This is a genomic window from bacterium (genome assembly GCA_036524115.1).
Classification (GTDB): domain Bacteria; phylum JAUVQV01; class JAUVQV01; order JAUVQV01; family DATDCY01; genus DATDCY01.
In genome coordinates, this window is sequence record DATDCY010000311.1 from 1 (window position 1) to 23,737 (window position 23,737).

Sequence of the window (23,737 nt, forward strand, 5' to 3'; positions counted from 1 at the left end):
TGCTCGGCGACGTCTGGGGCGACCCGGTGGCCTGGGCGAAGAAGTGCGAGGGCGAGTTCGGCGCCGACCTCGTCTGCCTGCAGCTGGCCGGCACCGACCCGAACGGCGCCAACCGCAGCGCCGCCGACGCGGTCGCGACCGTCAAGGCGGTCGCCGGCGCGATCAGCGTGCCGCTGATCGTCTACGGCTCGGGCAACGCCGAGAAGGACGCCGAGGTGCTCAAGGCGGTCGCCGAGGCGACGCAGGGGCTGAACGTCACGGTCGGCGCGGCGATCGAGGAGAACTACAAGTCGATCGGCGCGGCGGCGATGGGCTTCGGCTGCAAGGTCATCGGCCAGACGCCGATCGACGTCAACATGGCCAAGCAGCTGAACATCCTGCTCACGAACCTCGGCGTCGCCGTCGACAACCTGCTCATCGACCCCTCCACCGGCGCGCTCGGCTACGGGCTGGAGTACTCCTTCTCGATCCACGAGCGCATCAAGCTGGCGGCGCTCAAGCAGAACGACGCGATGCTCCAGTCCCCGACCGTCTCGAACCTCGGCAAGGAGGCGTGGCGGGCCAAAGAGGCGAAGATCACGCAGGCGGAGGCGCCGCAGTGGGGCGACCAGCGCAAGCGCGGCATCCTCTGGGAGGCCCTGACGGCCGTCGCCCTGATGATGGCCGGCTCCGACGTCCTGGTCATGCGCCACCCCGAGGCGGCCAGGCTGGTCAGGCAGACGGTCGCGGCGCTCTAGGGCGGCGGACGGGCTGACCGGGCAAAGACGACACGGGCGTGCCGAGCGGATCGGGCCCGTGCAACCCATAGGGAGGTAAGGAAACGTCATGGCGCTCACAGGCATGCAGATCTTCAAGTATATGCCGAAGACCAACTGCGGCCAGTGCGGGGTCCCCACCTGCCTGGCCTTCGCGATGAAGCTGGCCTCCGCCGGCGCGTCCCTCGACCAGTGCCCGTTCGTCTCCGAGGAGGCCAAGGCGGTGCTCGCCGAGGCCTCGGCGCCGCCGATCCGCGGCGTGACGATCGGCGAGGGCGAGTTCGCGCTCAAGGTCGGCGAAGAGCTGGTGCTGCACCGGCACGAGAAGACCTTCTTCAACCCCTGCGGTTACGCGCTGCTGATCGAGGACACCGAGGCCGCCGACGCCGTCGCCACAAAGCTCGCGGCGCTCAAGGCCGCGACCTACGAGCGCGTCGCGCAGACGCTGCGCGCCAACCTCGTGGCGGTGAAGAACACGTCTGGCGACGCCGCGAAGTTCGCGGCGTGCGTCAAGGCGGTCGCCGGCGCGATCCCGTACCCGCTCGTGCTCATGGCCGAGCCGGCGGCCATCGAGGCGGCGCTCGCGGGCACCGCGCTCAAGCGGCCGCTGCTCTACGCCGCCACCAAGGCCAACCTCGACGTCATGGGGGCGCTGGCCAAGAAGGTCGGCGTGCCGCTGGCGGTCAAGGCCGCGAGCCTCGACGAACTGGGCGAGCTGACCGCGAAGCTCGACGGCATGGGCGTCAAGGACCTCGTCCTCGACCCCGGCTCGCGCACGCTCAAGGAGACGCACCAGAACCTGGTCTACATCCGCCGCGCCGCCCTCAAGAAGAAGCTGCGCCCCTTCGGCTTCCCCGTCATCACCTTCCCGGCCGAGGAGACGACGGACGACATGATGGAGACGGTCCACGCGGCCGTCTACACCATCAAGTACGGCGGCGTCGTCGTGCTGCGCGACCTCTCCCCCGAGAAGGCCTACGCGCTCTACGTGCTGCGCCAGAACATCTACACCGACCCGCAGCGGCCGATGCAGGTCGCCCAGGACATCTACTCGCTCAACGGCGCGGACGAGAACTCGCCGGTGCTGATCACGACGAACTTCTCGCTGACCTACTTCATCGTCTCGAGCGAGATCGAGGGGAGCAAGGTGCCGACCTGGCTGGCGATCGTCGACACCGACGGGCTCTCGACGCTGACCGCGTGGGCCGCCGGGAAGTTCGTGCCGGACCGGATCGCGGCCTTCGTCAAGAAGTCCGGCATCGAGGCCAAGGTCAAGCACCGCACGGTGGTCATCCCCGGCTACACCGCGCAGCTCTCCGGAGAGCTGGAGGACGAGCTGAGCGGCTGGAAGGTCGTCGTCGGGCCGCGCGAGGCCTCGGAGCTGCCCGCGTTCCTCAAGGCCTTCAAACCGTAGGGGCCCCGGCGTGAAGATTGCGGTCACGGGCAAGGGCGGCGTCGGCAAGACGACCGTCGCCGCCGGCCTCGCGCGCCTCTTCGCGCGCGAGGGGCGCCCGGTCATCACGATCGACGCGGACCCGGACGCGAACCTCGCCGCGGCCCTCGGGATCGACCCCGAGGCCGCGGCGAAGATCGTGCCGATCGCGAAGATGAAGGAGCTGATCGCCGAGCGCACCGGCGCCAAGCCCGGCGCGATCGGCGGCATCTTCAAGCTCAACCCGCGGGTCGACGACCTGCCGGACGAGTTCAGCGTCAAGGCCTTTGGGGTCAAGCACCTCGTGCTCGGCACCGTGGAGAAGGGCGGCTCCGGGTGCATCTGCCCGGAGTCGACGATGCTCAAGGCGCTGATGAAGCACGTCATCGTGCGCCGCGAGGAAGTCGTGATCATGGACATGGAGGCGGGCATCGAGCACCTCGGCCGCGGCACGAGCGCCTCGGTCGACGCGATGCTCGTCGTGGTCGAGCCGGGGCAGCGCAGCATCCAGACGGCGCGGCAGATCCACAAGCTGGCCGCGGACCTGGGCGTCACGCGCGTGTTCCTCGTGCTCAACAAGGTGCGCGACGCCGCCGAGGAGGCCGAGCTGCGCGCGCACCTGCCGGATCTGCCCGTGATCGGCACCGTGCTCGAGCGCGAGTCGATCCGCAAGGCCGACCTCGCGGGGCGCTCGCCCTTCGACGTCGAGCCGGCGTTCGTCGCCGAGATCGCCGCGATCAAGGAGCGGCTGGCGGCGGAGGTCGGCGCACACTAGAAGAATGGGGACAGATCAATTTTTGCGCGCAACTCAACGGACGTGGGGGCGGTTCGGGTCGGAAGATAAGTCTGTCCCCATTTTCCAAGAAAAGGGAGAACGAACATGCTGATCATCGCCGAGAAGATCAACATCATGTCGAAGACCATCGGACCGGCCATCCGCGCCAAGGACCCCAAGCCGATCCAGGAGCTGGCGCTCCTGCAGGTCAAGGGCGGCGCGAAGGCGCTGGACCTGAACCTCGGCCCGGCGACCAAGGACGGCCCCGCCACGATGCAGTGGCTCGTCAAGACCGTCGAGGAGGTCGTCGACGACACGATCCAGCTCTCGCTGGACACCAAGAACCTCGAGGCGATGGAGGCCGGCCTCGCCGTCGTCAAGAAGCACAAGCCGATGATCAACTCGACGAACGCCGACGAGGGCGTCCTCGACAAGATGATGCCGATCGCGGCGAAATACGACGCCGACATCATCGCGCTGGCGATGACGCTCGCGGGCATCCCGCGCGACTGCGACGAGCGGATGGTCAACGCGGCGACGATCATGGGCAAGGCGATGGAGCACAACGTCGCGCTCGACCGGATCTACCTCGACCCGCTCGTGCTGCCGATCGGGGTGGCCCAGCAGGACGTCAACGAGTGCATCAAGGCCGTCCGCATGTTCCAGGAGCTCAACGACGGGGAGCCGATGAAGACGGTCGTCGGCCTCTCGAACGTGTACAACGCGACGCCGAAGCACCTGCACACGCGCATCGGCGGCACCTTCTTCACGATGCTGGCCTCGGCGGGCCTGACCGCGGCGATCGCGGACTCGACGAACGCCGAGTTCATGGCGACGGTCCGCACCGTCGAGCTGCTGAAGAACGAGATCCTCTACGCCGGCTCGTACCTCGACGACCTGGTCCCGCCGCCGGCGGCCTAGGGCGCGCACGGAACGACTGGAGAGAATGCAGCACGCCGGCGCCGCAGGGGGCGCGCGGGGGAGGCGATGGAGAGCAAGCAGACGATAACGATCAACGGGAGGCCGTGCGGGTTCGCGGCGGGCGAGACCGTGCTCGACGTGGCCCGCCGCAACGGCATCGACATCCCGACCCTCTGCCACCTCAAGGGGGCGACCCCGACCGGCGCCTGCCGGGTCTGCATGGTGGAGGTCGAGAAGGCGCGCAGCCTCATGGCGGCCTGCGCGCTGCCGGCGGCCGACGGCATGATGGTCCAGACCGAGTCGCCCAAGGTGGTGCGCAGCCGCAGGATGGTGGTCGAGCTGCTGCTCTCCTCGGGGAGCCACGACTGCGTCACCTGCGCCGGCGCCGGCGAGTGCCGGCTGCAGGAGCTGGCGCTGCGCTACGGCGTCGTCGGGCGGGCCTTCCCGGCGACGCCGCCGCGCTACGAGCCCGAGACCGTCAACCCCTTCATCATGCGCAACTTCTCCAAGTGCATCCTCTGCGGCCGCTGCGTGCAGGCCTGCAACGACGTGCAGGTCAACGAGGCGATCCACTTCGGCTACCGCGGCAAGCGCAGCAAGATCGTCGCCGGCGAGGACGTCGCCTACAAGGACGGCGAGTGCGTCTTCTGCGGCGAGTGCGTGCAGGCCTGCCCGACCTACGCGCTGGTGCTCAAGGAGGCCAACGTCAAGGTCCGGCCCTGGGAGGGGCAGCGGGTGCGCACCACCTGCAGCTACTGCGGGGTCGGCTGCCAGATGTGGCTGCACATCAGCGACAACCGCGTCGTCAAGGTCAGCGGCGTCGAGGGGACCGGACCCAATCATGGCAGCCTCTGCGTCAAGGGGCGCTTCGGCTACCACTTCATCGGGCACCCGGACCGGCTGAAGACGCCCCTGATCCGCCAGGGCGGCGGCTTCCGGGAGGCCTCGTGGGACGAGGCGCTCGGGCTGGTCGCGGAGAAGCTCGCCGCCGCGCGAGCCGCCGGCCCGCAGACGGTCGGCGTGCTCTCGTCGGCGCGGGTGAGCAACGAGACGAACTACCTGCTCCAGAAGCTCGCGCGGGGGGCGCTCGGGACCAACAACGTCGACCACTGCGCTCGGCTCTGACACAGTTCCACGGTGGCCGGTCTGGCCGCCGCCTTCGGCTCCGGGGCGATGACGAACCCGATCGCCGACATCGAGGAGGCGCAGGTCATCCTCGTCACGGGTTCGAACACCACCGAGAACCACCCCGTGCTCTCGTCCTACGTCAAGCGGGCGGTCAAGCACCGGGGCGCGAAGCTGATCGTCGTCGACCCGCGGCGCATCCCGCTGACCCGGCACGCGGCGCTCTGGCTGCGGCCGAAGCCCGGCACGGACGTCGCCTGGGTCAACGGACTGCTGCACGTGATCCTCGCGGAGAACCTCCACGACGAGAAGTACGTGGCGGCGCGCACGGTCGGCCTCGAGGAGATGAAGAAGGCCGTGGCTGCGTACACCCCCGAGCGCGTCGAGGCGATCACCGGCATCCCGGCGGCCGACCTCGTGGCCGCCGCCCGGCTCTACGCCTCGGTCCCGGCCGCGAGCATCCTCTACACGATGGGCATCACCCAGCACGTCGCGGGGACCGACGGGGTCAAGTCCCTCGCGAACCTGGCCATGCTCTGCGGCAACGTCGGCGTGCGCGGCGGGGGCGTGAACCCGCTGCGCGGCCAGAACAACGTCCAGGGCGCCTGCGACATGGGCGCGCTGCCGGACGTCTACACCGGCTACCAGAAGGTGGCGAACCCGGAGGCCCGCGCGAAGGTGGCCAGGGCCTGGGGGGTCGCGGAGCTGCCCGCGGCGCCCGGCCTGACGGCGACGGAGATGCTCCCCGCGGCGCACCGCGGCGAGCTCAAGGCGCTCTACATCGTCGGCGAGAACCCGATGGTCTCGGACGCCGACATCGCGCACGTCGAGGCCTGCCTGAAGCACCTCGACTTCCTGGTGGTGCAGGACATCTTCCTGACCGAGACCGCGCAGCTCGCGCACGTCGTGCTGCCGGCGGCCTGCTTCGCCGAGGTCGACGGCACCTTCACGAACACCGAGCGCAAGGTGCAGCGCATCCGCAAGGCGGTCGAGCCGCCGGGCCAGGCCCGCGCCGACTGGGAGATCGTCGCGGACCTCGCGACGCGCCTCGGGCACCCCATGGCGTATGGCGGCGCCGAGGCGATCATGACCGAGATCGCGAAGGTCACGCCCTCGTACTGCGGGATCTCCTACCCGCGGCTGGAGCGCGAGGAGATCCACTGGCCGTGCACGGGGACCGACCACCCCGGCACGCCCTGCCTGCACATGGACCAGTTCACCTGCGGGCTCGGCAACTTCTCGACGGTCGAGTACCGCCCGCCGGCGGAGAGCCCCGACCGGGAGTACCCGCTGCTGCTGACGACGGGCCGGGTGCTCTACCAGTACCACACCGGCACGATGACCATGAAGAGCGCGGGACTCAACGAGAGGGCGCCGCGGAGCTTCGTCGAGATCGCCCCGGAGGACGCGCGCGCCGCCGGCATCGCGGACGGCGACGACGTGCTCGTCAGCTCGCGTCGCGGCGAGATCGTGGTCCGGGCGCGCGTCTCGGGAATGACGGCCCCCGGGACGGTCTTCATGCCGTTCCACTGGGCCGAGGCCGCGGCGAACCGGCTGACCTCATCCGCCGCGCTCGACCCGGTGTCGAAGATCCCCGAGTTCAAGGTCTCCGCGGTCCGCATCGCGAAGGTCGAGACGGAGGCGGAGACGATGACGGCCGCCGGCGAGGAGAGAAGATGAGCCAGACGACGATGGAGACCCGGCCGGACCTGGCCGACGTCACCCCGGCGATGTGGACGCGCATCGACGCGATCATCGCCGAGCACCGCGGCGCCGCCGGCGCGACGATCCCGGCGCTGCGCAAGTGCCAGGACACCGTGGGGTACCTGCCGAAGCCGCTGATCGGCTACGTGGCGGCGGGGCTCGGGCTGCCGCGCGCGGAGGTCTTCGGCGTGGCGACCTTCTACTCGCTTTTCACGCTCGTGCCGCGCGGGCGCCACTGCATCAAGGCCTGCGAGGGCACCGCCTGCTACGTGCGCGGCATCAAGGAGGTCATCGGGCGGGTGCGCGACACCTACGGCGTGAGCATCGGTGAGACCACCGAGGACCGGCGCTTCTCGCTGGAATCGGTGCGCTGCCTCGGCGCCTGCGGGCTGGCGCCGGTGGTCGTGGTCGACCAGGACACCCACGGCGGCGTGACGCCGGAGAAGATCACCAGGATCCTCGAGGAGTACAAGTGATGGCCAAGCTGACCATCGACGACCTGAAGAAGATCCGGGAGAAGACGCTCCCGACGCTCTGCCTTGGCTCGTGCAGCGAGCGCGCGAAGATCACCCTGCACATGGGCACCTGCGGCGTCGCCGCCGGCGCCGGGCCGGTGATGGACGCGCTCAAGGAGGAGATGGCCGCGGCCAGGCGCGACGACATCCGCGTCGTCGTCTCGGCGTGCGCCGGCATGTGTTCCTCCGAGCCGAACGTGACCGTGGAGATCAAGGGCGCCGACCCCGTGGTCTACCAGCACATGGACGGGCCGAGGATGCGGCAGGTCTTCCGCCGCCACGTGCTGCGCGGGGAGGTCCAGGCCGAGTTCGCGCTGATGCGCCAGAGCGCGTTCGCGCCGCCGGCGGGAGGTGCGAAGTGAGCGCCGCGAAGAAGGCGCCGCCGAAGAAGGCACCCGTCAATAAGGCGGCGACCAAGAAGGCCGTGGCGAAGAAGGCCGTCGCGAAGAAGCCCGTGGGCAAGAAGCCTGTGCCCAAGAAGGCTGTGGCTGCGAAGGGAGCGGCGAAGAAGGCCGCTGCGAAGACGGCCGCGAAGAAAGTCGTTGCGAAGAAGCTGCTCGCCGCAAAGGCCCCGACGAAGCCGGCGCCGGTTCAGAAAGTCCAGGCGACCCGGGCGCCCGCCCCGACTGCCGCACCCGTGACCACGACTGCGACCAGGAAGATTCCCGCGCAGAGGAAGACCGTCGCCGTGTGCGCCTGCACCGGCTGCACGAAGCGCGGCTCCTCCGAGGTGCGCGAGGCGCTTGAGCGCGAGGTCGTCGCCCACGGCCTGTCCGACCACGTCGAGATCCAGGCCGGCGACTGCGACGGCCTCTGCGGCATCGGGCCGGTGGTGCGCGTCGCCGCCGACGGCGTCCTCTACCGGGCGGTCAAGCCGGCGGACGCGGCGAAGATCGTCGCAGAGCACATCGCCGGCGGCTCGCCGGTCGAGCGCCTGCGCTACCAGGGCCCCGGCGCAGCCGAGTCGGTGGTGCCCGAGTCCGGCCACCCGTTCTTCAAGGACCAGCTCTTCTGGGTCATGCGCAACAAGGGGCTCATCGACCCGGAGTCGATCGACGAGTACATCGCGCGCGACGGCTACTTCGGCCTCGCCAAGGCGCTCACCGAGCTGACACCGGAGCGGATCGTCGAGGAAGTGCTGACCTCGGGGCTGCGCGGGCGCGGCGGCGGCGGCTTCCCCACGGGGCTGAAGTGGAAGTTCGCCGCCGGCAGCAAGGGCGACGTCAAGTACGTGCTCTGCAACGCCGACGAGGGCGACCCGGGCGCGTTCATGGACCGCTCCGTGCTCGAGGCCGACCCGCACTCGGTGATCGAGGGGATGGCGATCGCCGCGCGCTGCATCGGCGCGAAGAAGGGGTACATCTACTGCCGCACCGAGTACCCGCTGGCGATCCACCGGCTGAACGTCGCCATCGCGGCGGCCCGCGAGTACGGCCTGCTCGGCACGGACATCCTCGGCACCGGCTTCGACTTCGACCTGGAGATCTACGAGGGCGCCGGCGCCTTCGTCTGCGGCGAGGAGACGGCGCTCATGGCCTCCATCGAGGGGCGCCGCGGCATGCCGCGCCCGCGCCCGCCGTTCCCGGCGCACCAGGGGCTCTGGAAGAAGCCGAGCATCCTCAACAACGTCGAGACCTTCGCCAACATCCCCCAGATCATCCTCAACGGCGGGGCCTGGTACGCGGCCGTCGGCACCGAGAAGAGCAAGGGGACGAAGGTCGTCGCGCTCTCGGGCAAGGTCAAGAACATCGGCCTCGTCGAGGTCGCGATGGGGACGACGATCCGCTCGATCGTCTACGACATCGGCGGCGGCGTCCCGAACCGCAAGAAGTTCAAGGCCGTGCAGCTCGGCGGCCCCTCGGGCGGCTGCGTGCCGGAGTCGCATCTGGACACCCTCGTCGACTACGAGGAGATCGCCAAGGTCGGTGCGATCATGGGTTCCGGCGGCATGATCGTCATGGACGAGACGACCTGCATGGTCGACATGGCGCGCTACTTCATGGACTTCATCCAGGACGAGTCCTGCGGCAAGTGCACGCCGTGTCGCGAGGGGACGCGCCGGATGCTCGAGATCCTCCAGGGGATCTGCGCTGGCAAGGGGCAGGAGGGCGACATCGAGAAGCTCGAGGCGCTCTCGGAGGTCATCCGCGAGTCATCGCTCTGCGGCCTCGGCCAGACCGGCCCGAACCCGGTGCTCTCGACGCTGCGCTACTTCCGCGACGAGTACGAGGCGCACATCAAGGAGAAGCGCTGCCCGGCCAAGCGCTGCACGGCGCTGCTCAAGTTCTGGGTCGACCCCGAGAAGTGCAAGAAGTGCGGCCTCTGCTTCAAGGCCTGCCCGCAGGGGGCGATCACCTGGGAGAAGAAGCAGCCGGCGGTCATCGACACGGCCAAGTGCGTCCAGTGCATGTCGTGCTTCGAGGCCTGTCCGTCGTCGTCGATCTTCTAGAGAGAATCCGGGCGCGCGGCCGCGGGGGCTCCCTGCGGCCGCGCGTCTCCGCCGCCGGTCCGGAGTGGCGCCCGGGCCTCGCGGTCTCGTAACTCGCCCTTCGGGCTCAGACAACGAGCCCGCGTCCCTTCGGGACCGCCCCGGTCGCCGCTCCCGGGCTGATCGGTGGCTCCGCGCCATCTCCCTCCGGGAAGCCCCAGCCGCCTCGCTGGGCAAGGGTTCATCGTGCAAGAGAAGTTGTTTGCAGTGGAGGTGCTTGCGGTTCAACAACCAACTGCGACTGGTCTGTCAGGAAGACAACGAAGCCCAGTCCGGTGACTCAGAAACGAACCCGTCAAGGGGGGTACTATTTCGTCACGCCGAGGTTAATGAGCCGATACGTAAGGGCTTGGGTAGACACCCCGAACTTTCGGGCGATCGATTCCAGCAAGTGTTCATCGCCGAGATCGACGTTCTTGGCATGTATGTATGGTCGTAAGAGTTTCTCAGGCATGAGGAGGGCAGCGGCGAACCTATTGGCGTCGATTTCACGTTCGTCAACAGCTTTGCCGGATCGGCTGTCGCGGGCGTAGAAGGATAGCTTGCGATCAACGAAACTACTGTTTGGGTGGAGACGCAGGTGGCCGAGCTCATGGGCGACTGTGAAGTTCTGTCGGGTCCTCGGATGCAGGTTGTTAACCCCAATGATGGTGGATTCTCCCTCGCGAAGCAGAAAGCCGCTGAGTTCTGAAGGGAGTGGGCCGATCCGTAGCGTTGTCCCAACGGCACGTGCCACCTCGAATACGGGTATAGGCTCTTCTTGGACGTTCGACTCGGACAGCAGGCGGTTTACTTCGCGCGCGATTTCATCGCGATTCATGAGAATCTCCTTTTCGGCCGCCCAAGAGGCTACCGACGAGGGCGAGTTCCTTTGGGCTTAACTGCTTTGCAAAGTTAGTCGGGATCTGCGCTGCAAACTCCGAGCTTGTGCCAGGAGGCAGCAGGTCGGTCGGCTCCACGCCTAGCGCCCGTGCAATGTCGTAAAGGACATGGATCTGGATTCGGTGTCGACCTCGTTCAATGTTGACCATCGAAGCACGCGACAGGTGTGCGGCACTAGCCAAGTCCTCTTGTCTTAACCGGGGGTCACGAGACTTGCGTAACTTGGCAATCCGCTGCCCAATCTGGCTATAGATGGCCAGTGCGGACTCCGTTGACATGGCCGTAAGTTACTCGCCAAACGGTGCTCTGTCAAGAGCGCAAACGTTTACATACATGGCATTCATACGATTATGTAATTGACATATTGCGTAGAGGCGGATAGGATTCATCCCGAGGTTGCGGCAAGCGGGCACGCCCCTCACCAATTATGGCCCGCGAGCAGGAGAAACGAAGATGTCTAACGAACCTGTCGAGAGAAAGCACGACCACGTGATCCATTACAAAGTGAATGACGAGCCACAGGAAACCACGCAGAGGACGCTGACGCCCCACCAGATAATGACCCTCGCGGGAATCAAGCCCGGGGACTACTACCTCGTTGAGATCAAGGGACGTAATCGTGACTCTTTCCAGAACCGAGAGGATGTAGCCATCTCGATGCACGAGAACCAGAAGTTCGTCACCGTGTTCACGGGCCCAGTGCCGGTGTCGTGAGACATGGCAGAGGGACGCGAAGAGTTTCTGCGACAAGTGCAGGACCTCGGCTATGAGGTTCTGCCCACCCCGCCTAATCCGGATCAGCCAGGGGACAGAGTTGTCATTGGCTACAGAGTTCCCGGCGGTCGCTTCGCGGACCAGCAGATCAAGTTGGGCTTCGAAGTTCCTGCGACCTTCCCCCGAACCCCGCCCAGTGGGCCGCACATATCGCCTCGCCTGCTGCCCATCAATCCCAGCGCATCGGATCACCCTAACAAAGTGCTGGAGAGTCAGCACTTCGGGCCGGACTGGGAGTACTGGAGCCGTCCATATCGAGGGTGGAGGGGGCGCGAGGGTGTTTCTGAGTACCTGACGCACATCGACCACCTCTTCAGAACAGTATGAACTACTCCGTTGCCATGACCGAAGGGGTCAACGCAGTCCTCCTCGAGCATCTTGCGCGGCAGGATGGAGATGAGGACCTCTGCTTCGCGCTCTGGCGCCCGAGCTACGGGCGCACAAGAACGACGGCACTGCTCTACAAAGTAATCTTGCCCGAAATTGGCGATCGCGCCGTCCACGGAAACGCGTCATTCAACCCGTCGTACGTTGAGCGCGTCCTCGGCGAGGGCCTCGAGTCCGGCGGCGGGATAGCGTTCCTCCACAGCCACCCAGCTCGGGGTTGGCAGGGCTTGAGTCGAGACGACGTTCGTGCTGAGCGACTCCTGGCGCCAACCGTTCAAGGTGCTACCAGCCTGCCCCTCGTCGGCATGACGGTTGCGGCGCGTGACGGTTCGTGGAGTGCTCGGGTGTGGGAGCGCAAGGCCCCTAAGCAGTATCGGCGCGTTTGGGCTCAGAGCGTTCGTGTCGTCGGAGTGAACCTGAAGAGCCACTTCTGCGATAAAGTGCTCAAACCACCGATCCATCAACCAAGCCAAGCCCGAACCATAAGCGCCTGGGGTTCTGACGTGCAGGCGGACATTGCTAGACTCAAGTTCGGGATAGTCGGCCTTGGGAGTGTCGGCAGTATCATCGCAGAGGCACTGGCGAGAACTGGCATTCAGCGTATCCTGCTCCTCGACTATCAAACCATTGAGGAGGTCAACCTCGACCGGACTCTGCACGCATCTGCTCGGGATGCGAGGCGAGTCCGCGCAAAGGTTGAGGTGGCCGCCAAGGCCTTGCGCCGGAGTGCAACCGCCTGCGGCTTCAGAGTAGAAGCGGAGGAGTTGAGCGTATGCGAGGCAGAAGGCTATCGCAGTGCGCTTGATTGCGACGTGATCTTCTCGTGCGTGGATCGTCCCTGGGCGCGAAGTGTACTCAACTTCATCGCCTACGCGCACCTCATCCCGGTCATCGACGGTGGCATCCACGTATCGCGCACCAACAAGGGCAGACTCCGTGGGGCCGATTGGAAGGCCCATGTTGTCGGCCCTGATCAGCGGTGCCTGGTCTGCCTCGGGCAGTATGATCCGGGGTTGGTAGCAGCCGACCAGCGAGGCGACTTCGAGGATCCTGGCTACTTGGAAAGACTGCCGGACGACCATCCGGCCAAGGCCAATGAGAACGTCTTTGGCTTCAGCCTGGGAGTCGCTTCGCTTGAGTTCATGCAGTTGCTGATGCTGACGGTCGCGCCCCTCGGCCTCGGCCCCCGAGCGCAAAGTTACCATCTCCTAACGGGCGAAATCGAAACCGGTCTTACTGCCTGCGAACCCGGGTGCTTCTCGCAGGAGTTCATTGCGAGCGGGGAAATGCATTGTCCCGGCACGGGCGTCCACGCGGCTGCCGAGGCGGTTCGCGCTGAACGAGCAGCCCGACGGCACACGAAAGGGGGCAACTGATCCAAGTCCCAGGATAATTCGACCATATGCGTCGTCGCCGCCGTTCCAGGCGCACTAGGGGGCTTTGGAAGAAGCCGAGCATCCTCAACAACGTCGAGACCTTCGCGAACATCGCACAGATCATCCCCAACGACGGCGCCCGGTACGCTGCGGTCGGCACCGAAAAGAGCAAGGGCACGAAAGTCTTCGCCCCTCCGGGAAGATCAAGAACATCGGGCTGGTCGAGGTGCCGATGCGCACCACGCTGCGCTCGATCGCCTACGGCATCGGTGGCGTCCCGAACAAGAAGAACTTCAAGGCCGTGCAGCTCGGCGATCCCTCGGGCGGCTGCCCGCGCGCCTGCGGGGCCGCCTCGGTCACCGCTCCGGGCTGATCGGCTGCGCCGTGCATCTTCCCTCCGGCAAGCCTCAGCCGCCTCGAATGGCTTGATGATTGCGCTGCGATCTCTTTGTATCCCATGCGTTGACAGGGCTGACAAGATTACTGTAATAAGAAACAGATGACAATTGCCGCGTGCTATCTATCGTCTGAAGGTGTGGTCCTAGGCTCGGACAGCACCACGACGATATTCGTGCCTAACCTTACTGGCCAGGGTGACTTTCATTTCTTCAACCACGGTCAGAAGATTTATGAATTTGGCAACAGTGGATCGACAGTAGGCGTTGTTCTCTGGGGGCTTGGTAGCCTTGGGGAGAAGAGCTACAGAACATTGATTGCCGAAATTGCAGATGAAGCTTGGCACAGCAACTTAGCGACTCCTGAGCAGGTTGTTCACCTTGCGCGTGACATGTTCTGGAGTCAATACACTGCAGCTTTCAGGGACGCGCTTGCTCGTGCTAAAGAACTCGAGAGAAAAGGCGCTGGTTGTACCCCGGAAGAGACGAGAGAACTTGGAAATCTAAGGCAGAACTTTTCAGGCGGGTTCTGTCTTGCTGGACGGTGGGGTGTTAACCGCTCACCGAAAGCGTTTGAGTTCTGCTTCAATCCCCTCCTTGATGTTGCTCCAGACCCTAACCCGCTTGCCGTGGGGACTGCGAAGTTCTGGGGATTGGAGAACCTAATTCAGCGACTCTTGTATGGCATAGATGCCCCACTGATAGACCGCATTCTCGGGAGCGGTAAATGGAATGGGACTGACGAGGAATTGTTCCAGTTGATACGCGAGGGCGTCTTGGGGCAATCGCGCGACTTGCCGTTGAGGGAAGCCGTTGACTGGATCTATTCGAGCATCTACATCACGATAAAGACCTTTAAGTTCTCACATCTTCTTCCCCTCTGTGGGGGGCCAATAGAGATAGCGGTAATTTCGAGTGACCGTTCCTTTCGATGGGTGAGGCACAAGGAACTCGGAGAGGCAATCACTGCTCACCGGACCAAGGAGGACAAGGTATGAACACGAAGGAGAAACTTGAAGCCCTCCCAGTTGCTCCTTGGGTAATCGAGATGCGTGAGTACTACTTTGAGAACGGCAAGTACAGGTCCGAAGATATTCAGAGGCTAATGGGTGATCCCTGCGTCGGGCACGAAGCGGGCAAGGAGAAGTTCCAGCCAGAGAACTATCATCTTGCCGGAACGACAAGGAAATGAGTTGCCAGGCACACTCGCAGAGGCTTGGCGTGGACGAGTTCGAGTCTTTTGAGGCATGTCCTAGGCGTCAAACAATTAGGGTTGGCAGGAGATACTAACCTCCTCGCGACGTCGATCGTTGTTCGGACAGCCAGGGCGCGTACCGCGAAGCCAGTCAGGGACGCCGTCGCTGCCGCGTTCGGCCGGCTCGGTGAGGTAGTGCGTGGGAAGACGCGGGCAGCGCGATGCTGAACGAAGCCGACACCAGAGCCAAGCTCATCGATCCGGCCATCCACAATTGCGGCTGGACCGAAGACCTTATCCGCCGGGAAGAAACCGCCGGCACTGTCGAGATCATCAACGGCAAGGCCCGGCGACGCTCGCGCGGCAAGGTCGACTACGTGCTTCGGGTCAAGGTCAGTGTCGACACCCAGCCCGTCGCCCTGGCCCTCATTGAGGCAAAAAAGGATACTCTCCACCCGGGCCATGGTCTAGAGCAGGCCAAGGGGTACGCTGAGTGCAAACGGCTTAACGTTCGCTTTGTCTTCTCGTCTAACGGCCATCAGTTCGTCGAGTTCGATTCGTTTACCGGGCTGACTTCTCGGCCCACACCCATGGGAGACTTCCCCTCGCCCGCCAATCTCCGCGCTCGCTACGAGAAGGGCATGGGCTTTTCGCTTGAAGCGCCGGCCGCGCGGCCGCTCTTGCAGTCCTATCCCGGCGGTGAAGGGGCACGTCGCTACTACCAAGACGCCGCGATTCGCGCCGTGATGGAGAAGGTTGCCGCGTGCGAGGCAAGTGGACAGCCGAAGCGCGCGCTGCTGTCGCTGGCGACCGGGTCCGGCAAGACCTTCATCGCTGTCAACCTGCTCAAGCGCATCTCCGACGCCGGGCAGCTCACGCGGGCGCTGTTCGTCTGCGATCGCGATGAGTTGCGCAAGCAGGCGGTCGGCGCCTTTCAGAATGTCTTCGGCGCTGACGCCGCCGAGGTCTACCGCAAGCCGGACGGGACGAACAACGCCAAGAATGCCCGCATCCACGTCGCCACGTACCAGACTCTCGGCGTGGCGACCGAAGACGGGGACGCGAGCTTCCTGACGACCTACTACCCCGAGAACTACTTCACCCATGTCGTCATCGACGAGTGCCACCGGTCGGCGTGGGGCAAGTGGTCGCAGGTGCTCACGCGCAACCGCAACGCGGTGCAGGTCGGCCTCACCGCAACCCCGAGGCAGCTTGCAGAGACCCTCAAGCGCCAGGTGCAGGCAGTCAACAAGGACCCCTTGCCGCACCTGCAACGGGCCGCGGAGGGGACCGAGAACCTCGAGAAGGCCAGGAGTGCCGATCAGTCCGTCGGTTATGAGGTCACCCGGGATGTTCTGGCCGACGCCGAGATCACCGCCAACAACCTGGCTTACTTCGGCGAGCCGGTCTACGAATACGACATCGCCCAGGCCATCGAAGACGGCTATCTTGCCGCCTGCGAAATCCAGAAGGGGCGGGTGAATCTTGACGACACCGGCATCACGCAAGCGGAGATCATCGCCCGCAACCCTGTCGACGCCATCACCGGGCAGCCCGTCACCCCCGCCCAGATCGACGCGATCTACCAGAAGACCGAGTATGAGGACCGCGTCCTTCTGCCCGACCGCGTCCTGGCCATGTGTCAGGACCTGTTCGACTACCTGCTGGAGACGGGAGGCCCCGAACAGAAGACGATCGTCTTCTGCGCCCGCGATCGCCACGCCGACGACGTGGCGGCCTGCCTGAACAACCTCTACGCGACCTGGTGCGCGGGGAGCGGGAGGCAGAGGCTGGCCTACTACGCCTTCAAGTGCACCGCCGCCAGCAGCGGCAACGACCAGCTCCCGGACCTGCGGGCCTCCTCCCGCAGCCACTTCATCGCGACCACGGTCGAGCTGCTGACCACGGGTGTGGACGTCCCCTGCGTGCGGAACATCGTCTTCTTCAAGTACCTCAAGTCGCCGATCAGCTTCTACCAGATGGTCGGGCGGGGCACCCGCATCGACGCGCCCACCGGCAAGCTGATGTTCCGCGTCTACGACTACACCGACGCCACACGGCTCTTCGGCGAGGACTTTCTCACCAAGCCGCCGGGCTCGGGCGGGGAGGGGCCTGGGGTCGACGGCCCCGATCCGCCCCCACCGTCGGAGCCGCAGATCACGGTCGAGGGTTTCGAAGTCCACGTCACCGACGCCGGGCGCTTCATCGTCGCCGATGTCAACGGCAAGGCGATGCCGGTGCCCGTCGAGGAGTACAAGGCGCGCCTGGCGGCCCGGCTCGTGCAGGAGGTTCGCACGCTCGAAGACTTCCGTGGTCGATGGATCAACCCGCCATCGCGCCAGGAACTCGTCGACACCCTCGTGAGTTCCGGGTACTCGCCGACCGTCGTGCGCATGGTGGACGACCGGCAGGACTACGACCTGTACGACGTGCTGGCCGAGCTTGGCTGGGGGATGAGCCCACGCACCCGCCGCGACCGCTCGCTGGCCTTCACCTACAAGCACGAGGAGTGGATCAACGCGCTGCCCGGCAGGGCCCCGGCCACCGTGCGCGCTATCGCCAGCCAGTTCGAGCGCGGCGGCACCGAGGGCCTGGAGAACCCGCAGATCTTCCAGACGCCCGAGGTCAAGTCGGCCGGCGGCCTCGCGGCGTTGCAGATGGCGGGCAATCCCCGCGACCTGCTTGTTGAGACGAAGACGAGGATGTTCGCAGCATGACCGCGACGGCAGTGGCGAAGGAATCGCGGAGGCAACTTCCTGCGGGCTGGCGGTGGGTCAAGCTGGGGGACATCTGCAAGGGACCAGGGCAATACGGTACCTCTACCAAGTCCAATGGTGACGAGCGAGGAGTCCCCGTCTTGGGCATGTACCACATCCACGAAGGGCGTATCCGCTGGGAGAACGTCTCTCATGTAGACTTGCAGGCCGACGAGCTTTCGAAGTATCGACTACTCAAAGGCGACCTGCTCTTCAATCGAACGAACTCCGCGGAATTGGTTGGCAAGACGGCAGTCTATGACACCGATAGATCCGCGGTGTTTGCTTCCTATCTGATTCGCTTTCGACTAATTGAGGGAACAGCAGATTCGCACTTTGTGTCAGCCTTCATCAATTCTCCTGGCGGCCGAAGGTTCATCGAGGGGAATATGGCTCGGGCGATAGGCCAGGTGAATATCAGTGCGTCGGCCATGCGCATAATGCCAGTGCCCGTGCCACCTCTTGCGGAGCAGCGGCGGATCGCGCGGGTGTTGCGCGAGCAGATGGCGGCGGTGGAGCGGGTGCGCGCTGCGGCCCAGGCCCGCCTTGAGGCGGCAAAGGAGCTGCCGGCTGCTTTTCTCAGCCAGATCTTCCCACAACCGGGCTATCCTCTTCCCGCCGACTGGCGTTGGGTGCGATTGGGGGATCATGCCGTCAAGATCGGCAGCGGGTTGACCCCGCTAGGGGGCCAGGCTGCTTACGTCGCGAGTGGCATCAGTCTTGTTCGCAGTCAGAATGTGCGTATGAACGGCTTCTCCATGGCGGGCTTGGCGTACATAACTGAGGAACAAGACCGGGCTATGTCTGAGAGCCGTGTACAAGCGCAGGATGTTCTTCTCAATATCACGGGAGCATCTATCGGCAGGGTTTGCGTTGTTCCTGAGACGGCGCTGCCAGCAAACGTGAATCAGCACGTCAGTATTATTCGCAGTGACGGTTCGCTTGATCCATGGTTCCTGTCGCTGTTTCTTTCTACGTCGCAGTTTCAAGAGCGTATCCTGAAGGCTCAGGCGGGAGCAACAAGGCAGGCTCTCACAAAGAGTCTAATCGCCGCCTTCGAAATCCCACTCGCCCCGATCGAAGATCAGCGGCGTATCGCTTCGGGGTTGCGTGAACAGATGGGGACAGCGGAAGCTGCTTGTGCGGCCGCGGAAGCTGAACTGAACACGATCAACGCCTTGCCCGCGGCGTTGCTGCGCCGAGCCTTCAACGGGGAGATCTGAGCTTCGATGCTTGGAGGTCGTGACGATGCAATTGGCCGGCGGAGGGGTGGCGCGGAGGGGAGGACTCCGCCGCGCGGAGCGGAGTGAGCACGGTGGAGGTCCGCAGCGACAGGACCCCGCAGCCTGCACGGGCCACGTGTTGCACCAGCACAGGCACTTGCGCCAAGCGCCAGGGCCACGATAGAGGAGTCGCGTCAGGCATGGCCAAGAGAGCGAAGACTCGTGACGAGGAAACGCAAGCCATCCGCGGCGGCAAGGGCGAGATCATCCTCTACAAGGAGGAGCAGGGAGCTCCGGCCCTGGAAGTCCGGCTAGAACAGGAATCCCTGTGGCTGAACCTGAACCAGATTTCCGCCCTCTTCGAACGGGACAAGTCGGTTATTTCCAGGCACCTGGGGAACGTTTTCCGGGAAGGAGAACTTGATCGCCGGGCAGTTGTTGCATTTTTTGCAACAACTGCCGCTGATGGCAAAACCTACCAGGTGGAGTATTTCAATCTCGACGCCGTACTTTCCGTCGGCTATCGGGTGAACTCGAAGCGCGGCACGCAGTTTCGCATCTGGGCGACGAACGTGCTGCGAGAGCACCTGGTCCGGGGGCTTACCATCAACCGCCGGCGCCTCGAGACCAATGCTCGCGAGATCGAAGCGGCGCTGGAAATGATGCGGCGAATCGCCTCGAGCCCGCGTCTGACCACCGAGCAGGGACGCGGCCTGGTGGAGGTCATCGCCCGCTACACCCAGACCTTTCTCTGGCTGCAGCGGTACGACGAAGGCCTCCTGACCGAGCCCAAGGGCGAGCCTGGCGGCATACTCCCCGCTGCCGAGGAGGCGCGGGCCGCCATCGGCGATCTCAAGGTGAACCTCGTCGCTCGCAAAGAGGCCGGGGATCTCTTCGGGCAGGAACGTGCGGAGGGCCTGGCGTCGATCCTGGGGAACCTGGAACAGAGCGTCCTCGGCCATCCGGCTTATCCGACCGTGGAGGCCAAAGCCGCCCACCTGCTCTACTTCGTCATCAAGAACCATCCGTTCTCCGACGGCAACAAGCGCATAGGCGCCATGCTCTTCGTCGACTTTCTCAACCGCAACGGGCGGCTGTTTAGACCGAGCGGCGAAGCCGTCATCAACGACGTCGGGTTGGCCGCGCTGACACTGCTGATTGCGGAATCCAATCCGCGGGACAAGGACACCTTGATCAGGCTGACCATGAACATGCTGGCACGGGAGCAGTAGGCATGCCAAGAGAAGGAAGAAAGAACGGCAACGTGAAGCGGCTGCCCACCCAGCAGTCGGTCGATCAAGCCGTCAAGAGCATCTGCGACATCATGCGCCGCGGCAACTGCGCCGGGGCGATGCAGTACGTCCCCGAGCTGACCTGGATCCTCTTCCTGCGCATCCTCGACGAGAAGGAGCACCGCGAAGAGCAGGAGGCCGAGGCGCTCGGCGTGCCGTTCCGCCCCTCGCTGAAGGCGCCTTTTCGCTGGCGCGACTGGGCCGCGCCGCCGGAGAAGCTCGCCGCCGGGGAGACCACCAAGCGCGTCGAACTGCAGAACTCGCCCCAGAACGCCTTCTTCAGCTTCGTCAACCAGGAACTGCTGCCGTACCTGAAGAACCTGGAAAAGCACCCTGACGCCTCGCCGCGGCAGAAGGTCATCAGCGAGATCATGACGGGCGTCGAGCGGGTCCGCATCGACACCGAGCGCAACTTTCTCGACGTGCTGGACAAGGTGGACGAGCTGACCACCGAGGCGGTGGACCCGACGCACGTCTTCACGCTCTCCCAGGTCTACGAAGGGCTGCTCCTGAGGATGGGCGAAAAGGGCAACGACGGCGGCCAGTTCTTCACGCCGCGGCAGGTCATCAGGGCGATGGTCCAGGTGATCGACCCGAAGACGGACGAGACGATCTACGATCCGGGCTGCGGCACCGGGGGCTTCCTGGCACAGAGCTTCGAGCACATCGCCGGAAATCTCGGCGCCGACGCCACGGCGGATCAGCTCGAGACGCTCAAGCAGCGGGCGTTCTGGGGCCGCGAGAAAGAGAACCTCATCTACCCTATCGCGCTGGCGAACCTCGTCCTGCACGGCATCGACAAGCCGAACCTCTGGCACGGCAACACGCTGACCGGGCAGGAGATCTACGGCGGCTTGTTCGAGGGTGCGCCTCAGGCTTTCGACGTGATCCTCACCAATCCCCCCTTCGGCGGCAAGGAAGGCAAGGAGGCGCAGACCAACTTCGACTACAAGACCGGTGCGACGCAGGTGCTCTTCCTCCAGCACGTCATGCGCAGCCTGCGCAACGGCGGCCGGTGCGGCATCGTCCTGGACGAGGGGCTGCTCTTCCGCACGAACGAGGAGGCGTTCGTCAAGACCAAGCGCAAGCTGCTCGACGATTGCGACCTCTGGTGCGTGGTGAGCCTGCCGGGCGGCGTGTTCACGGCCGCCGGGGCGGGGGTCAAGACCAATCTGCTGTTCTTCACGAAGGGTCGGCCGACGGGAAAGGTCTGGTACTACGACCTGTCCGAACTGAAGATCCGCAAGAAGAATCCCCTGCTGCTCAAGCACTTCGAGGATTTCCTCCGACTGCTGCCGGCACGGGCGGACAGCGACCTGTCATGGACGGTAGACATGGACGAGCGCAAGCGCGTCGCGGCGGAGGACGCCCGGCCGCTCAAGGAGCAGTCCACGGCCAAAGGCCAGGAGGCCGCGCGGTGGTCGCAGCAGGTCGCCGAGCTGAAGAAGGCCCGTCCGCGCGACGATCGGGCCATCGAGGCTGCGCAGGCGAAGGCCAAGGAGCTGACGCGCGAGGCACGGGAGCTGGCCGCCAAGGCTAGAGAGATCGAGGACGCCATCTACGACCTGAAAGCCGTCAATCCGCACAAGAAGCCGATCGTGGATACGCGAACCCCAGAGGAGCTGCTGGAGATCATCGAGACCAAGGGCAGGGAAGTGGCGGCGGCCTTGGCCGAGCTGCGGTTGAAGACGCATTGCTGACCTTGCGCTCTGAAAGAGCTGCGCGCAGCGGCTGTCAGCGCCGGGAGCGCTCCTCCGTTGCTTATCTCTGAGGGCCCCCCTCCTTCGGACTTCGAACAGATACGAGCTCGAGCTCGAAGATGAGCGTCTGATTCGGTCCGATGCGGGCGTCGCCACCTCGCTCGCCGTAGGCGAGATGGGGCGGGATGAAGAGCTGCCACTTGGAGCCTTCAGGCATGAGCTGCAATGCCTCCTTCCAGCCAGGAATGACTGCCGTGACCTTGAAGGACGCTGGTGTTTCGGCCCCGGAGCTGTCCAGTTCGGTCCCGTCGAGCAGCGTACCCCGGTAGCGACACTCCACGGTGTCCGCTTCCGCGGGCTTCGCACCGTCGCCGGACGTGAGGATCTTGTACTGCAGTCCGCTCGGCAAGGTCACCACCCCTGTCTTCGTCCTGTTCTCCGCGAGGAAGGCCTCCCCCTTCGCCTTGTTCTCCGCCGCCACGATCTTCATGACCTCAGCCTGCCTGCGGCTCAACTCATGTCGAAACGCGATCATGATCGTGTTCAGGTCTTCTTCAGGCACGAGGAGCTTCTCGCCCGCGAGCCCGTCCTTCAAGCCCTTCATCACGAGGTCCGCGTCGGTCTCGATCCCCTGGCGCTTGAGGCTTCTCGCCAGATCGACCCCGATGCCGTAGTTCACCTTTTCCTTGAGGGTCTTGAGAACCGGCGTCTCCTCTGCGCCTGCCTGAGAAGCGAGAAGCGCGACTCCCAGGACCGCCAGCCACTTCAGGGTCGTGCTCTTCCGCGTCATCCCTCTTCCTCGCACAATTGGATCTCCCCGGTTTCCTGCTTCCCTTTTCACTACTGAGAAATGTCCACCCGAATGCCCTCGCCGCCGTGCGTCACCGCGGTGATGGCTAGATGCCTGGAGATTCCCTGAGAAGTCACATCCAGGCTGCTCTGCCCGGGGCTCCGCACGGTGATCCTGACTTCATTTCCTTGCCCTGGAGTTACCGTCACCATCGCAGGATCGGATGGTATCCATGTCGGGCGTATGTCCAGCGGCCTTCCCTGTGCATCAACACCTTGGGCTCTGGCCTCCAATGTCAGCTCTCGTCCTCCCTGGGCAAAGGTGAATGTGGGAGGCGAAACCCAGCGCTCGCCCCCATAGGAGGGCCCGTTCATCCTGAAGTCCAGCTTGAAGGAAACAGTGATGGCGGCGAGCGCATCCGGCTGGGTATTGCCGTCAGCTATTCCGGGACCAGGGGCGCTCAAGGCCGGGGAGCAACTTGCCGACAACAGCAGTGAAGCGGCGAGCGCCGGGATCATCACCCGGCGCGCCGCCGCTTCGAGTCGGTGTTTCTGGTTCTTCATGCTCGATCCAAGCTTCCCCTGCCCACCCCCTCCCCGGGAAGGGAGAGGGTGGGCAGAGAGAAGAGCTCAGGTTCCTCTAGTGGCAGTACTGGCTGACCACGCCGCCCGCGTAGTCACAGGCGGCGCTGCCGGGATTCGCGTCGGTGCCCGAGACTCTCACCTTCGTCAGGTTCAGGAAGGCCGGCTCCGGGGTCAGTTGGCCGGCGGCACCCACCGCCGACACGCTGCGGAACATCGTCGAGTTCGCCAGCAGCGCACCGCGGCCGAGCGTGTTGTCGGGCGCCAGGCCATCCACCGGGATGATCACCTCGGGGTGATCGAAGGGCGCGCGGTCGAACCGGTTGCGCTCGTCGGTGAGCTCCAGCAGGAAGTCCACGAGGGCGACCTCCTCGTCCTCGTTGAGGTTCGACTGGATCTCGATGTTCTGGTTGGTCAGGTTGAAGTCGCGGTGCTCGGCATTGCTGATCGGGAAATCGCCGCCTCGGACGTAGAAGTCCACCACCTGGCGCAGCGTCAGCTTGCCGCCGTTGTGGAAGTACGGGCCGGTGAGCTCGACGTTCCGGAGCTGGGCCGCCTTGAAGCTGCCCAACCTGCCGACCCGGTTCGGGTCGGGCCAGGTGCCCATCATCGCGGTTTCGATTTCGATCTGCTCGGCGCCGGCGGCGTTCAGCACTTCCGCCGCGATGTTC

General features: G+C 65.0%; 20 protein-coding genes and 1 pseudogene. 17 read left to right on the forward strand and 4 right to left on the reverse strand.

The features are described 5' to 3' along the window. From VI078_14700 to VI078_14735, 8 genes are all read left to right on the forward strand, one after another. Positions 1 to 737 (forward strand): acetyl-CoA decarbonylase/synthase complex subunit delta (locus VI078_14700; protein ID HEY6000533.1); only part of this gene is annotated, 737 nt, incomplete at its 5' end. Between the two features lie 88 nt (positions 738 to 825). Continuing rightward, positions 826 to 2,169, forward strand: coding sequence for an acetyl-CoA decarbonylase/synthase complex subunit gamma (gene acsC, locus VI078_14705; GenBank protein HEY6000534.1), 1,344 nt, complete (start codon positions 826 to 828; stop codon positions 2,167 to 2,169). Positions 2,170 to 2,179: 10 nt separating this feature from the next. After that, positions 2,180 to 2,962, forward strand: coding sequence for a carbon monoxide dehydrogenase accessory protein CooC (locus VI078_14710; protein HEY6000535.1), 783 nt, complete (start codon positions 2,180 to 2,182; stop codon positions 2,960 to 2,962). A gap of 105 nt (positions 2,963 to 3,067) precedes the next feature. After that, a complete protein-coding gene (locus VI078_14715; GenBank protein HEY6000536.1) occupies positions 3,068 to 3,883 on the forward strand; it encodes a dihydropteroate synthase in 816 nt (271 codons plus the stop codon). Positions 3,884 to 3,949: 66 nt separating this feature from the next. Continuing rightward, positions 3,950 to 6,688, forward strand: a complete 2,739-nt coding sequence (gene fdhF, locus VI078_14720) for a formate dehydrogenase subunit alpha (protein HEY6000537.1) — start codon at positions 3,950 to 3,952, stop codon at positions 6,686 to 6,688. Then, entirely contained in the window at positions 6,685 to 7,188 is a 504-nt protein-coding gene (nuoE, locus tag VI078_14725) for an NADH-quinone oxidoreductase subunit NuoE (GenBank protein HEY6000538.1), read from the forward strand. Before fdhF ends, nuoE begins: the two co-directional genes overlap by 4 nt. Then, positions 7,188 to 7,589, forward strand: coding sequence for a (2Fe-2S) ferredoxin domain-containing protein (locus tag VI078_14730; protein HEY6000539.1), 402 nt, complete (start codon positions 7,188 to 7,190; stop codon positions 7,587 to 7,589). Before nuoE ends, VI078_14730 begins: the two co-directional genes overlap by 1 nt. Before the next feature lie 299 nt (positions 7,590 to 7,888). Next, the gene (locus tag VI078_14735; GenBank protein HEY6000540.1) at positions 7,889 to 9,676 is read left to right on the forward strand and encodes an NADH-quinone oxidoreductase subunit NuoF; all 1,788 of its coding nucleotides are present in this window, start codon (positions 7,889 to 7,891) and stop codon (positions 9,674 to 9,676) included. A 346-nt stretch (positions 9,677 to 10,022) separates the two neighbouring features. On the opposite strand, the gene VI078_14740 is transcribed toward VI078_14735, so the two are convergent. After that, entirely contained in the window at positions 10,023 to 10,535 is a 513-nt protein-coding gene (locus VI078_14740) for an ImmA/IrrE family metallo-endopeptidase (protein ID HEY6000541.1), read from the reverse strand. A gap of 515 nt (positions 10,536 to 11,050) precedes the next feature. Here VI078_14740 and VI078_14745 point away from each other — a divergent pair. The 9 genes and pseudogenes from VI078_14745 to VI078_14785 all read left to right on the forward strand — a co-directional run bounded on the left by VI078_14745 (position 11,051) and on the right by VI078_14785 (position 21,695). Next, positions 11,051 to 11,311, forward strand: coding sequence for a hypothetical protein (locus VI078_14745; protein HEY6000542.1), 261 nt, complete (start codon positions 11,051 to 11,053; stop codon positions 11,309 to 11,311). A 383-nt stretch (positions 11,312 to 11,694) separates the two neighbouring features. Beyond that, on the forward strand, positions 11,695 to 13,134 hold the full coding sequence (locus VI078_14750) for a ThiF family adenylyltransferase (GenBank protein HEY6000543.1): 1,440 nt from the start codon (positions 11,695 to 11,697) through the stop codon (positions 13,132 to 13,134). A 37-nt stretch (positions 13,135 to 13,171) separates the two neighbouring features. Beyond that, positions 13,172 to 13,465 (forward strand): annotated as a pseudogene (locus VI078_14755) (NADH-quinone oxidoreductase subunit F). 168 nt (positions 13,466 to 13,633) lie between these two features. Beyond that, a complete protein-coding gene (locus VI078_14760) occupies positions 13,634 to 14,527 on the forward strand; it encodes a hypothetical protein (protein ID HEY6000544.1) in 894 nt (297 codons plus the stop codon). Then, the gene (locus VI078_14765) at positions 14,524 to 14,721 is read left to right on the forward strand and encodes a hypothetical protein (GenBank protein HEY6000545.1); all 198 of its coding nucleotides are present in this window, start codon (positions 14,524 to 14,526) and stop codon (positions 14,719 to 14,721) included. Before VI078_14760 ends, VI078_14765 begins: the two co-directional genes overlap by 4 nt. A gap of 224 nt (positions 14,722 to 14,945) precedes the next feature. Continuing rightward, positions 14,946 to 17,441, forward strand: coding sequence for a DEAD/DEAH box helicase family protein (locus tag VI078_14770; GenBank protein ID HEY6000546.1), 2,496 nt, complete (start codon positions 14,946 to 14,948; stop codon positions 17,439 to 17,441). Then, on the forward strand, positions 17,438 to 18,703 hold the full coding sequence (locus VI078_14775; protein ID HEY6000547.1) for a restriction endonuclease subunit S: 1,266 nt from the start codon (positions 17,438 to 17,440) through the stop codon (positions 18,701 to 18,703). The genes VI078_14770 and VI078_14775 overlap by 4 nt, the downstream gene beginning before the upstream one ends. Before the next feature lie 200 nt (positions 18,704 to 18,903). Next, a complete protein-coding gene (gene rhuM, locus VI078_14780; protein HEY6000548.1) occupies positions 18,904 to 19,935 on the forward strand; it encodes a RhuM family protein in 1,032 nt (343 codons plus the stop codon). Between the two features lie 32 nt (positions 19,936 to 19,967). Next, complete coding sequence (locus VI078_14785; protein ID HEY6000549.1) at positions 19,968 to 21,695, forward strand: N-6 DNA methylase; 1,728 nt, start codon at positions 19,968 to 19,970, stop codon at positions 21,693 to 21,695. Positions 21,696 to 21,756: 61 nt separating this feature from the next. Here VI078_14785 and VI078_14790 read toward each other — a convergent pair whose 3' ends face one another. The 3 genes from VI078_14790 to VI078_14800 form a co-directional block, all read right to left on the reverse strand. Continuing rightward, positions 21,757 to 22,485, reverse strand: a complete 729-nt coding sequence (locus tag VI078_14790) for an FKBP-type peptidyl-prolyl cis-trans isomerase (GenBank protein HEY6000550.1) — start codon at positions 22,483 to 22,485, stop codon at positions 21,757 to 21,759. A gap of 50 nt (positions 22,486 to 22,535) precedes the next feature. Continuing rightward, entirely contained in the window at positions 22,536 to 23,048 is a 513-nt protein-coding gene (locus tag VI078_14795) for a hypothetical protein (protein HEY6000551.1), read from the reverse strand. 76 nt (positions 23,049 to 23,124) lie between these two features. Then, positions 23,125 to 23,737, reverse strand: a 613-nt coding sequence (locus VI078_14800) for a hypothetical protein (protein HEY6000552.1), incomplete at its 5' end; no start/stop codon positions are given.

Bases quoted from the DNA above. Each gene is read 5' to 3' on its own strand.
- acsC (HEY6000534.1), top strand. From the start codon at position 826: ATGGCGCTCACAGGCATGCAGATCTTCAAGTATATGCCGAAGACCAAC.
- VI078_14715 (HEY6000536.1), top strand. From the start codon at position 3,068: ATGCTGATCATCGCCGAGAAGATCAACATCATGTCGAAGACCATCGGA.
- nuoE (HEY6000538.1), top strand. From the start codon at position 6,685: ATGAGCCAGACGACGATGGAGACCCGGCCGGACCTGGCCGACGTCACC.
- VI078_14730 (HEY6000539.1), top strand. From the start codon at position 7,188: ATGGCCAAGCTGACCATCGACGACCTGAAGAAGATCCGGGAGAAGACG.
- VI078_14740 (HEY6000541.1), bottom strand. From the start codon at position 10,535: ATGAATCGCGATGAAATCGCGCGCGAAGTAAACCGCCTGCTGTCCGAG.
- VI078_14745 (HEY6000542.1), top strand. From the start codon at position 11,051: ATGTCTAACGAACCTGTCGAGAGAAAGCACGACCACGTGATCCATTAC.
- VI078_14750 (HEY6000543.1), top strand. From the start codon at position 11,695: ATGAACTACTCCGTTGCCATGACCGAAGGGGTCAACGCAGTCCTCCTC.
- VI078_14760 (HEY6000544.1), top strand. From the start codon at position 13,634: ATGACAATTGCCGCGTGCTATCTATCGTCTGAAGGTGTGGTCCTAGGC.
- VI078_14765 (HEY6000545.1), top strand. From the start codon at position 14,524: ATGAACACGAAGGAGAAACTTGAAGCCCTCCCAGTTGCTCCTTGGGTA.
- VI078_14770 (HEY6000546.1), top strand. From the start codon at position 14,946: ATGCTGAACGAAGCCGACACCAGAGCCAAGCTCATCGATCCGGCCATC.
- VI078_14775 (HEY6000547.1), top strand. From the start codon at position 17,438: ATGACCGCGACGGCAGTGGCGAAGGAATCGCGGAGGCAACTTCCTGCG.
- rhuM (HEY6000548.1), top strand. From the start codon at position 18,904: ATGGCCAAGAGAGCGAAGACTCGTGACGAGGAAACGCAAGCCATCCGC.
- VI078_14790 (HEY6000550.1), bottom strand. From the start codon at position 22,485: ATGACGCGGAAGAGCACGACCCTGAAGTGGCTGGCGGTCCTGGGAGTC.
- VI078_14795 (HEY6000551.1), bottom strand. From the start codon at position 23,048: ATGAAGAACCAGAAACACCGACTCGAAGCGGCGGCGCGCCGGGTGATG.